Source organism: Mycoplasmatota bacterium (genome assembly GCA_018394295.1).
GTDB lineage: Bacteria > Bacillota_I > Bacilli_A > Haloplasmatales > Haloplasmataceae > JAENYC01.
Map to the genome: position 1 here is coordinate 1865493 of CP074573.1, position 12124 is coordinate 1877616.

General features: G+C 30.0%; 8 protein-coding genes. 3 read left to right on the top strand and 5 right to left on the bottom strand.

Translation table 11 applies throughout. From position 1 onward, the window contains the following. The first annotated feature begins 78 nt into the window (after positions 1-78). Together KHQ81_08585 and istB are read left to right on the top strand one after the other, a co-directional pair. Entirely contained in the window at positions 79-4761 is a 4683-nt protein-coding gene (locus tag KHQ81_08585) for an Ig-like domain-containing protein (GenBank protein ID QVK16954.1), read from the top strand. Between the two features lie 155 nt (positions 4762-4916). After that, positions 4917-5666, top strand: coding sequence for an IS21-like element helper ATPase IstB (istB, locus tag KHQ81_08590; GenBank protein QVK16955.1), 750 nt, complete (start codon positions 4917-4919; stop codon positions 5664-5666). Between the two features lie 359 nt (positions 5667-6025). Here istB and KHQ81_08595 read toward each other — a convergent pair whose 3' ends face one another. Continuing rightward, entirely contained in the window at positions 6026-6394 is a 369-nt protein-coding gene (locus KHQ81_08595) for an IS6 family transposase (GenBank protein ID QVK16956.1), read from the bottom strand. Positions 6395-6496: 102 nt separating this feature from the next. On the opposite strand from KHQ81_08595, the gene KHQ81_08600 reads away from it, so the two are divergent. After that, positions 6497-6886: a GNAT family N-acetyltransferase gene (locus KHQ81_08600; protein QVK16957.1), complete on the top strand. Its 390-nt coding sequence runs from the start codon at positions 6497-6499 to the stop codon at positions 6884-6886. 96 nt (positions 6887-6982) lie between these two features. On the opposite strand, the gene KHQ81_08605 is transcribed toward KHQ81_08600, so the two are convergent. The 4 genes from KHQ81_08605 to KHQ81_08620 form a co-directional block, all read right to left on the bottom strand. Further along, positions 6983-8323, bottom strand: a complete 1341-nt coding sequence (locus KHQ81_08605; GenBank protein ID QVK16958.1) for an effector binding domain-containing protein — start codon at positions 8321-8323, stop codon at positions 6983-6985. Between the two features lie 123 nt (positions 8324-8446). Next, on the bottom strand, positions 8447-8725 hold the full coding sequence (locus tag KHQ81_08610) for a hypothetical protein (protein ID QVK16959.1): 279 nt from the start codon (positions 8723-8725) through the stop codon (positions 8447-8449). Between the two features lie 194 nt (positions 8726-8919). After that, positions 8920-9375 (bottom strand): hypothetical protein, encoded by a 456-nt coding sequence (locus KHQ81_08615; protein QVK16960.1) that lies wholly within the window; start codon positions 9373-9375, stop codon positions 8920-8922. Positions 9376-9712: 337 nt separating this feature from the next. Beyond that, positions 9713-11797, bottom strand: coding sequence for a leucine-rich repeat protein (locus KHQ81_08620; GenBank protein ID QVK16961.1), 2085 nt, complete (start codon positions 11795-11797; stop codon positions 9713-9715). Between the last annotated feature and the right edge of the window lie 327 nt (positions 11798-12124).

The window sequence follows — 12124 nt, forward strand, 5'->3', positions numbered from 1 at the left end:
ATTTGTTGACTATTATGGAAAATTATGGATATAATGGGCTTGTTAGAAACCGTTTACAATAGGAAGGGGAAATGTGTTATGAAGTCTATAAAGACTTACTTAGGTTTATTTACTTTGATCTTATTCTTGTCTACTTTATTTGCTTGTAGTATGCAAATGACTCTAACAGTAGATAAAAATGAATTAACTTTAGAAGTAAATCAAACAGAAAAATTATTGTATGAAACAAATGACAAGAAAGGAGTTACCTTCGAATCAAGTAATGATGAGATTGCTACTGTTGATAGTGAGGGAAATGTAGAAGCCATCTCAGAAGGGACAGTAACAATTACCATTACCTCAAAATCTGATGAGGATGTTAGAGTGGACATCACAGTAACGGTAGTTTTATCTGATCCTACAGAAATTACAATTACTGGTAATGATGCAGTAGTCGTAGAAGACACCGTTCAATTAACACACTCCGTGCTACCTGCTTCTGCAGATCAAGTTGTTACCTGGTCATCTAGTGATGAAACAATCGCTACAGTTGATGAAAATGGTTTAGTTACTGCATTAGCAGTAGGAACAACTACCATTACAGTAACTTCAACAAAAGACACATCAATTACATCTACTAAAGAGATTAAGGTTGTGTTACCTGATCCTACAGAAGTAATTATCTCAGGATCTGATGAAGTAACATTAGATGAAACGATTACATTATTAGGATTAGTTAATCCAGAATTAGCTAGTCAAGATATTATTTGGTCATCTAGTGATGAAACAATCGCTACAGTTGATGAAACAGGTGTCGTAACACCTATTAAATTAGGAACTGTAACGATAACTGCTACATCAGTTGTAGATAACACAGTAAAAGGAACACTTGAAATTACTGTTGTATTACCTGCTCCTACAAGTATAGTAATCAATACAACGGTTGAACCTGTTTTAGTTGGACAAACTATTTCTTTATCAGCAAGTGTATTACCAGAAATCGCTGATCAAAGTATCATTTGGTCATCAAGTGATGAAGCAATTGCGACAGTTGACCAAGATGGTGTTGTAACAATGGTTGGTTCTGGAAAAACAGAAATAACTGCTAAATCAAGTGTAAATCCAGATGTATTTACAACAGTTGAAGTTGAAACATTAAATTATTTATTAGTTGATGAAAAAGCAGTAGAAAATGATACCCGTGAATTTGATGGATTAACGTTTACTTATGGTGTTGATTTATTCTCATCAATTCAAGAAGCATTAAATTCTGCTGTTGATGGTTCAATGATTCATGTTTTACCTGGTACATATAAAGAAAATATTAAAATAAACAAAAATAATATTAGTTTATTTGGTGCTAATTATAATATTAATCCAAACACTGAAACTAGAGTAGAAGAAACAATATTTGAAGGTACCATCACAATTGGTGATGAGGTAGCTGTTTCAAATATCGCAATCGCAGGATTTGAATTGACTGGTGAATCACGTATTATTGCTAGTACAATTAGAGGGATTGATGGATTAACCGTTGAAAATATCTATGCACATGATTTAAATTATTCAGAGCAATACGCTGCATTATTCCATTTTGTTGGTACATCTGTTGATGAAGGACTTAAAAACTTTACAGTTAAAAATAATAAAGTTGTTAATTTAACCGGTCAAATTGGAACTGGTAAAGATATTCAAAATCGAGTTATTTATGCAGCATACATTACAAATCTAACATTTGAAGGAAATGAAATTGAAAACGCTAGTCGTGATTTATTCTTTACTGGTATTGCTGGAGATTTAGTTATCAGTGAGAATTCAGTTAAAAATATTATCTACCGTTTCGTTCATGTAACTAACTTTACAAGTAATGTTTTAGTAAAAGATAACTATTTTGATACATGTACTAATTCAGCTATTACTATTTATGATGGCAATTTAACAACAACTGAGCAATATGTGAAAGTTATAAATAATACTGTTTATAATTCAAGTAATGGTATAGCTGTATTCTCAATGGACTTAACTGAAGGTACAACAGTTGATAACACTGGATTCTATGCAGAAGTTATGAATAATGAAGTTATCCTTGATGGAAGTTTAGGCGGATATTACATTCTTTATGGTGACAAAGATGAAATGGTTCCAGTAAAAGCATCTAATAATGCATTAGGTGTTCAAAATGATGGTGAAGTAAGTTATCCAGATTCAGGTTACTTTAGAAATAATCTTGAATTAGATGGAAACTTTGCCGCAAATACTTATTATGTAAGCGGAGATTATGCAAGTATGTCAGGACAAACCACTACAGTAGATGGTGAAAAAGTTACCATTGGTGTTAATGGTTTCGCTACTATTGCAGAAGCATTAGTAGGAACAAATGATTTTGGAAAAACTATTAGAGTTTTAAGTGGAACTTATTCAGAAGATATAACTATTGATTCAAACAATATAAAATTAATTGGACCAAATGCTGAAATTGATCCAAATACTGGTACACGTGTTGATGAAGCAGTGCTTACTGGTGTAATAAATGTTAATGGAGAAGAAAACATTATTATATCTGGTTTCAGTTTTACTGGTAAAGCTCAAATTATTGGACAAAAAGAGATTAGCTTAAAAGGATTTGAGTTTAGTTATAATATCGCAGAAGACATTACTTATGATGCTACTCCATATTATGGATTTATTCAATTAGTATCTACCTCTACTGAAAATGGTACATTTGATGTTTTAATTTCAAACAACAAATTACATAATATATTAAATTTAGATACAACTAAATTTTATGTAAGACCAATTTGGATTGAATACGCTACTAGAGTAACAATTACTGATAATGTCATTACAGATTTCGACCGTGAAAACTATTTAGGATATACATCTGGTGATTTATTATTTGCTCGTAACGAAGTAGCGAATAATCATTATCGTGGTATCCATATTGTAAGTTTCTTAAGTGGACATATCCTTGTTACAGAGAATAAGTTTAGTAATATGGGAGATGCTTCCGTTGCAATCTGGGGTAAAGCAATTTATGAAGATGGAATTGTTATTGAAGTTACTCACAATACATTAACCAATGTTACTAAAGGTTTTATGGTTGACCCTGAATATTGTAATGCTGCAGGTCAATGGGTAGCTGATAAACCAATCGTAGCGAAAGTAAACTATAACATCGTTAATGGTGTAGAGAAATATTGGGGACATTCTTCAGATATGTATGCTGTAGACTTTACTAAAAACTACTGGGGTCCTGTTGCTCCTACAGTAGCTAATTTTGGTAACTTAACTGAAGCAGATTTCGCTAATTACTATACAAATGAAGAAGATGTACCAGGTCCAGATGAAGTAGTTGAAATATTACCAACTGATATCTCAATTACTAATCCAGTAACAGAAATGAATCTAGGAGATACCTATCAACTAGAAACATTATTTACACCAATTGATACATCTAATAAACGCGTAGAATGGACTAGCTCAGATGCAACAATTATTAGTGTATCTCCAGATGGATTACTAACTGCATTAAAAGGTGGAACAGTGACTATTACAGTTAAATCACTTGAAGATACATCTCTTGTAGCAACAATTGAGGTAACAGTAAAGGCTGACCCAGGTATTGAGTTATCTCTTTCTGATAACCGTCAACAACTTATTATTGATGACACGGTAACCATAACTGCAACGCCATTTCCAAACACATATGAAGGAAAAAGTATCTTATGGTCATCAAGTGATGAAAATATCGCTACAGTAGATGCTAATGGTCTTGTAACTGCAATAGCAGAGGGTGAAGTAGTCATTACAGCTACATTTGCTGATGATGCTACAGTAAAGACTTCAATTACGTTATCAATCTATCAAAGTTTAGATGCAACATCAAGCTTACTTGATTTTTTAACTGAAAATCAAGCACTTTCTTCAGAAATATATAATTTTACAGCAATCGGTTATGCATTTAACTATGATCATACAACATACCGAAGTGTTTCTAATTATTATTTTGGTAATATCCCAGTAACACAAGATATTATTGGTATCAGTCAATATACAAGATCTGGTCGTTTAATGGAACCAATCCCTGCTGAATATACAACCTATAATGAAGATAATATCCACTGGATAGTTGTTCATGATACAGCAAACACTAGTTCAACAGCAACAGCAGCAATGCATGCATCTTATCTAAATAATTTAACAAACAGTGGAGAAGAAGCTTGGGTATCTTGGCATTATACTGTTGATGAAAATGATATATATCAACATATTCCAGATAATGAACGTGCTTACCATGCAGGTGATGGAAGTCGTCTTGTAGGTGACCATAGTAAAACAGATACCGGTGATTCTCTTGGTGGAGGAAATACAAATGGTATTGGTATTGAAATGGCAATGAATCAAGGTTCAGATATCTTTGCAACTTGGCAAAGAGCAGCTAAATTAGTAGCTTCTTTACTAGTTAAGCACAACCTTCCTTTAGAAAATTTCAAATATCATTATGATTACTCTGGTAAAGATTGTCCTATTACATTAGGTAATGCTGGATTAAAACCTGTATTTGAACAAATGGTTGCAACTGAATATGAAATAGCTAAAAATCATAGTGATGCTACAATCACAATGACATCAAATAACCCTGAATATTTAGATAATTCAGGCCGTATTATTAAACTGCCATTATTACCAATGACAGTTAGCTATGATGTAACTGTTACTGAAAATGGTGTTACAGAAACACGTACATTCTATACATACTTACCAGGACTTTTAAGTAGCTAGTTAACAAAGAGGCGTTATCATCTGATAGCGCCTCTTTTATTTTTTTATTTGTGTTTTAGTACTTATTTAAACATTTCTTGTAGTGGATGAAGAAAAAGATTTACTCAAAAATTCGCAAAAGAAAATCTTAATAAGATAGGAGAACGTTATAAATAATGACAACAGCACACGAGCAATTAATCTCAAATTTAGAATATTTAAAATTAAAAGAAATGAAAAATCATTTAGACGATACTATTAACTTTATTAATAAAAATAATCTATCTTTCGTTGATGGGCTTATTAAGTTAACAACATATGAAATTGATTATAAAGAGGCTAGTATGATCAAAGCTATGGTTAAAGTAGGGGCGTTCCCCCATTACAAAGAATTGAAGGATTTTGACTTCTCTTTCCAAGAAAATATAAACAAAGAACAAATATTAGATTTTGAGAGTCATAGATTCATCCATCAATGCGAGAACATCGTTTTTATGGGAACGAGTGGTGTTGGTAAAACCCACTTATCTACATCAATAGGTATATCTGCTGCGAAGAAGCGCATATCAACTTACTTTATAAAATGTCATGATTTGATAGCCCAGTTAAAGAAAGCTAAGTTAGAAAATCGCTTAAACGATAGGCTCAAGCATTTTACCAAGTACAAATTATTGATTATTGATGAACTAGGCTATTTACCTATCGACAAAGAAGATTCTAAATTGTTCTTTCAGCTAATAGATAGACGATATGAAAAACGAAGTACGATAATTACAACCAACATTAACTTTTCTAATTGGGATGATATTTTTAAAGACCCTGTAATAGCTAACGCTATCCTTGATCGAGTTCTTCATCATGCTCATGTAGTTAACATTACAGGTAAATCTTATCGACTTAAAAATTACTTTATCGAAGAAAATTAAAAATGTACATTATTATCTTGACATTTATACTCGAGGAACACGAATCACATCAGGCGGGTATTATGGATGAGTTTGCTTAACAAAACAAAGTCCGTAGTCATCAAAGCAATAATATACGTAAATGTGGCGAGTATATGAAATGAAAGTGAATAGACTAACCCTGGGAAATCTCACGGACACGTCATGGATTCAGTTGTAAATAGATTTAAAAGGAAAGTATTTTGAACAATTAGATATAAAAGTATCTTTGACTGAAGTAAGTTACACAACAGAAAAAAGCTGATTAATCAATTTGATTTCATCAGTTACACAATATGTATTAGCTTGTCCTTTATGGATCAGATGCATAGTTTCAATTCCTAGATTACAGAACAGGCAGATTTAAAATGCTTGAATCCAAGTATCTTATTGGTTATCCTCTTGATATATCGATGATCCTGCTCGATAATATTATTCATATATTTAGATTTTCTATGCTGAGTCTTTGGATCCAGCCTTTTCAATTTTATTTCACTTAAAATTGTTACTTCTGTAGCAGCAAATTTATCTGTCATAATAACTCTAGGATTACTATTATGAGGAGAACGTAATGATTTTCTAAAGAACTTTTTAGCAGCTTTTTTATCACGTTTTCTAGATAACCAGAAGTCAATTGTATCACCATTTGAGTCAACAGCTTTATATAAATACATCCATTCCCCATTTAATCGTAGATATGTTTCATCCATACGCCATGAGTCATTAGTCTTTCTTAGATGTTTACGTATTAATATAGAGGGTATATGCGAGTCTTTAAAAATAGTTAAATTAATAATAATATGATAAAGCAAATGCGAAAAACAATAATATCTGACAACAAAGAAGTCAAACAATTCTTAGGTATAAATTCCAGTAATATTACTTCAGTATTACCTATTAAGAATAGAAACTTTAATATTTGGTTTTTATGTTCTGATAATGATCAGATTATTGGGTTTTTAAGTTTCGATGATATGGATAATGACGTAAAGTTTATAAAGTCATTTTATATAGTTCCAACATTCAGAAAACGTGGATACGCAAAATACTTTATAAACAACCTACACGAAAATTATTCTAAATTGGAATGTAGGATCAATCCAGGTATTAACATCATGTATAAATTAGTCAAATCTGTTGGAATGCGTGGAGAAAAATCCACCTTTTCTAAAATGCTATCACTAGACACTGAATCACATTAGGCGAAATCCACCATTTAATCTCTCTCTTTTCCTGTTCCTGCAAGTGAACCATTTGTCCTATAAATTGTCTTTGCATTTTAAATAATTAGCCCCATGTCATTCAATGTTTTTTCCATCTTTTATAGGTACATAAATTTTTATGTTAGGATTGCCTTCAGGAAATAACTTTCCATTTTCAACTTGCCATTCCTCACGCCATTTAACCTTTGGATTTATACGTTCTCCTCTTAGTCCAGACCATTCAATAGTTTTATTCCACCTTTCAGGAAGTCTTTTGAAGTCTGTGCTGCATGTTATAAACTTTCCTCCAGTCACCTCTCCCTTTTTTATCATTTTTTCATTAATAATCATATTGCTATCAATAGTTACCATAGCTATATACCATCTCTTTAATCCTTTTCGTTTTATGTTATAATTGTGATGAGCTAAGAATTTATGCTTATCAGATGTATTACTTATACCATTAGAATCGGCCCATTTTAGTAATGTTTCCCAAGCTTCAAAGGGTGCAATATTTTCTCCTCCAATGACTTTACACATTGCAACATTAGTGTCATTTATAATATCTATTGAATATTCACTTTTCTCACATATTGGCATAAATAATTCTACTTCATAGTTGAAATCTTCATTAAAACCCTCCATGTGTTCTTCTAACCACTGATGGGTGCCAAACTCATACTTACTTATCTTTACCCAACTTTTAAATCTTGCCCATGCTTTTGAAATATCTTCTACACCTACAGTTGTAACTGCATACATTCCTCCACTTAAATCTTTTATCTTCACAGGACTATCATCCGTATTAAAATCCTCATCTATGGTAATGCAAGCTTCATACCCATATTCACTCGAACCAGCTTTACACTCTGTGGTATCATATCCAAAAAGTCTATACTTGTTATTCTCTGAAATTATATTATTATTTTTTGCCCAATCTAATAGAACTTTAAAAGCATTACTTTCAGGATTATTGCCGTAGTATTCAAAACAAGCTACTTTAATAGGCTCCATTTTTTTCAGCACCTTAATATCAGTATATTTATCCAGAAAGTTTTCATCTTGGATTTCATAATACTTGTCCAAAACATCAATTTTATCAAATCTATATTCCAAACTATCCTTCATAAATGTAGTTGGATTACACCCAACAATATTCTTAAATGCCTTTGAAAAAGTATCGCTGCTTGAAAACCCATATTTAACTGCTATACTCATTATAGTTTCTTTGTTTAATAAAACATCTTCACTAGCCAGACTTATTCGTCTTTTTCTAATATACTCTTTAACACCATGACCTGTCAGCGCAAAGAATATCCTATAAAAATTTGAAAATGACATAAAGGCTTCTTTTGCTACCTCTTTTAAATCGATTTCATTTTCTAGATTTATCTCAATATAATCAATGGATTTTTGTATACGTTCATAATAATTCATAAAATATCCTCCAAAAATTTATTATGATATTATTATAATGAATATTATGATACATATCCCGACTTTTTTTCTAAAAATTATGTGATTATTAATATCATATGTTAATTTAAGGTAAAAATATATTTATCCATATAGCCAAGCAAAACTACAGCAAGTTTTATATTTACAACTAATTGCTCTTTGAATAGACTGGAATGTAACATTATAAAAAAGTGCAGCCTCTTTGCAACTATTCCAAGTTTTAATATGTTTTCCATCTATATAGTATTGATTAACTTCTTTAGATTGTTTTCTCTTTTTAGGCTCAGAATATTCCCATATAAAATTACAACATGTTTTTCTTTCACCATTACAAACTTTACGTATTGCCTTAGATGTAGTGTTATAGTAATTTGCTTCCATCTTAGTATCTTTCCATATTTAATTAATTTTTTATTTAAATCATACTGTTTAACAGCTTTTATTACTTTTGGATTTTCAACATTACAAGCTTTCTTATAATAAAAAATATCTTTATTACACCCTTTCTTATAATGAAAAAGATATTTTATATCCATGCAATTATCATTAAAAGTCTTATACTCATCTAAATAAATTCACCTGAAGTTTTTATAGGACTTATGCTTTTCTCTATATTCACAACATTTTAAATTAAACTCTTTTCTTAAGTCCTTCAATGTATATTTGTCTAGATAATTTGATTCATTATCCAATTTTACTATTAACCTAGATTCTCTATACTCTTTTTTTGCGTCTATATCACTCATATACTTTACAAATTCATCCCATTTATCTTTTTTTCTTTTCAAGTAAATAGTTGCTCCATTATATAAAGCATCTACTGCTTCTCTATATTTTCTACCTGAAAAACTAATTTGACAACTTTTAGAAGAATGTTTGTTTATCAGAATATCTTTATCTGAACTGAAAAACTGTTTAATTCCATAAATCATATCATATGTACCAATAAATTTTATTTCACATTTAAGTATTAAACTTTTTATATTTTTTCTTGATTTTTTATAAGTTGATATACATCCATCCCCGTCCATATATCCTCTAATAAAATGATTTATTTGGCATTAGATATGATAAAGATACTCATTCATTTATTGTGAAGTTTAGTCTGGGAAATGCAACAATTCAATCAATTTATATATTATTATATATACTAGATAATGCGGTTAATATTAGAGAGGAATATTTATCTAATACTTAATCAAAAATGACATATCTTAATGATTTCCATATGACAAGAAGTACTACAAAAAAATCTAGGGATGTTAATGTACTTCAAATAATCTCAATAATTATTTTGGAAAGGTATATAGTAAAAAAAAAGTATAAATTAATATATATAATATTTCAATGGTAATTTTTTTTAGAAATTTAATTATCAATTGGAAAAATACTATCGAAATATTGCGACCATGATTTTCGGTAATCATTAACATAATCAGATGGAACATATATTTTCACATATTTATTAGTAACTCCAAAATTTATTATAGAAGGTGGCGTTGGAGCAGTTATAAAAATACTTTCTAAACTTGATGCCCCATAAAATGCACCTTCTCCTATTGTGGTTAAATGACTACCTTCTTCAAACGTTACTGTCGTTAAACTTGTAGCTCTAAAAAAAGCATTGTCTCCTATAGTTGTTACACTGTTTGGTATTGTTATCTTTGTTAAACTTGTTGCATCCTTAAATGCAGAACTATCAATTATTGTAACACTTTTTGGTATAATTATTTCTCTTAACATTTTAACTCCTGAAAATGCATTAGGACCTATTGTTAACACACTATCTGGAATGATATAAATAGATTCATTTTTTCTTTCTGGATATTTAATAATAATTGCTTGATTTTTACTAAATAAAATACCGTCTTTTGAACAATATTCAGGATTATCATCATCTACTTTTATACTTTCTAAACTTGATGTTCCAACAAAGGGGTTTCTTTCTATTGTTGTTACACTAGCTGGAATTGTTACATTTACTAAACTTTTAGCTCCTTCAAAAGCCCCATAATCTATCTCTATTAAACCATCTGGAATTGTTATGTTAGTTAAACTCGTGGCTTCTTTGAAAGCCCAGTAACCTATCTTCGTTACACTATCTGGAATCGTAATATAAGTTAAACTTGTGGCTTCTTTAAAAGCCCAATCTCCTATCTCTATAACACCATCTGGAATTGTTACACTTTTTAAACTTGTGGCTTTATGAAATGTACCTACTCCTATTGAGATTAAATGACTACCTTCTTCAAATGTAACTGTTTCTAAATTTATTGCTCCTGAAAATGCAAGCTCTCCTATGGTTGTTACACTATTTGGTATTTTAATGGTTGTTAAACTTGTTGCTCCCGAAAACACAGAATCACCTATGGTTATTACACTATTTGGTATTGTTATAGTTGTTAAACTCTTTGCTTCTAAAAACGCAGAATCACCAATAGTTGTTAATTGACTACCTTTCTCAAATATTACTGTTGTTAAACTTGATGCACCTTTAAATGCCATTGAACCTAATTTTATCACACTTTTTGGTATTGTTATACTTTTTAAACTTTTTGCTCCTAAAAACGCAGAATCACCTATGGTTGTTACACTATCAGGAATTGTATAAGTTGTTTCACTTTTTCCTTCTGGATAAAATATAATTGTTGCTTGATTTTTATTAAATAAAACTCCTTTATCAGAACTAAATACTGGATTATCAACATCAACATTTATACTTTTTAAACTGTTTATATGTATAAATGCAGAATCACCTATTGTCGTTACACTAGCTGGAATTGATAAGCTTGTTAAACTTGTCAACCTAAATGCTTCATCTTCTATGGTTGTAACACTATTTGGTATTGATATACTTTTTAAACTTTCAGCTAATAGAAATGCAGAATCACCTACGATTTTTACACTATTAGGTATGGAGTAAGTTTTTTCAGTTTTTCCTATTGGGTACACAATAATTTTTGTTTGATCTTTATTGAATAAAACCCCATCGATAGAACTAAATATAGGATTATCAACATCAACATCAATACTTTTTAAAAAGAATGATACTCTATATGTATCAATTTTTGTAACTAAACACCCATTAAAATCTTTGGGAATATAAATATAAGGATATGAACCAAAACTACTTACTGCACATGTATTATTTTCCAATGAAGTATAACTCAATCCTTCAGATGAAAGCCATTTAGCATATAAAGTGATTTTTTTTCTAGGCATAGTTGTAAATGTATATTCTCGTGTTAAATCACTATCTTTGTACCAACCGCCAAAAATATATCCTTTTTTAGTTGGGTCAGTTGGTTTTGTTACTTGTGTATTATATTCTTGAGTTATTGATGATACTTTTGTTCCACCGTTACTATTAAATGTTATTTTAGGTGAATTATTACATCCAACAATAGTAGTAGAGAATAAACAAACAAAAAGAATTATAAATATTTTTTTCATAATACCCACCTCATTTATAAAATTTATTCACTCCCTTACATATTTTACCATATTTCGACATTAAATAGATAAAATTATAAAAAATATATTATATAAGTAGAGAAAACAATATCTAATCGTAGTAACTTTCTAAATTTAATAGGGTCACTTAAATATATTTCTATTCTCTCATATTAATATATTTATCAGTATGATCAAGTAACTCTATTCCTATTATTTCTCCTACTTCCATCACTTATTAGATTATAAAATAATAAGAAAAAATCCTCAACTAGATCTTTTTAGTTGAAGGATCTTCATCTTTTTAATTTATTCAATATAAATAAT

Excerpts from the sequence above, each read along its gene's own strand:
- KHQ81_08585 (QVK16954.1), top strand. The coding sequence starts at position 79 with ATGAAGTCTATAAAGACTTACTTAGGTTTATTTACTTTGATCTTATTC.
- istB (QVK16955.1), top strand. The coding sequence starts at position 4,917 with ATGACAACAGCACACGAGCAATTAATCTCAAATTTAGAATATTTAAAA.
- KHQ81_08595 (QVK16956.1), bottom strand. The coding sequence starts at position 6,394 with ATGGATGAAACATATCTACGATTAAATGGGGAATGGATGTATTTATAT.
- KHQ81_08600 (QVK16957.1), top strand. The coding sequence starts at position 6,497 with ATGCGAAAAACAATAATATCTGACAACAAAGAAGTCAAACAATTCTTA.
- KHQ81_08605 (QVK16958.1), bottom strand. The coding sequence starts at position 8,323 with ATGAATTATTATGAACGTATACAAAAATCCATTGATTATATTGAGATA.
- KHQ81_08610 (QVK16959.1), bottom strand. The coding sequence starts at position 8,725 with ATGGAAGCAAATTACTATAACACTACATCTAAGGCAATACGTAAAGTT.
- KHQ81_08615 (QVK16960.1), bottom strand. The coding sequence starts at position 9,375 with ATGGACGGGGATGGATGTATATCAACTTATAAAAAATCAAGAAAAAAT.
- KHQ81_08620 (QVK16961.1), bottom strand. The coding sequence starts at position 11,797 with ATGAAAAAAATATTTATAATTCTTTTTGTTTGTTTATTCTCTACTACT.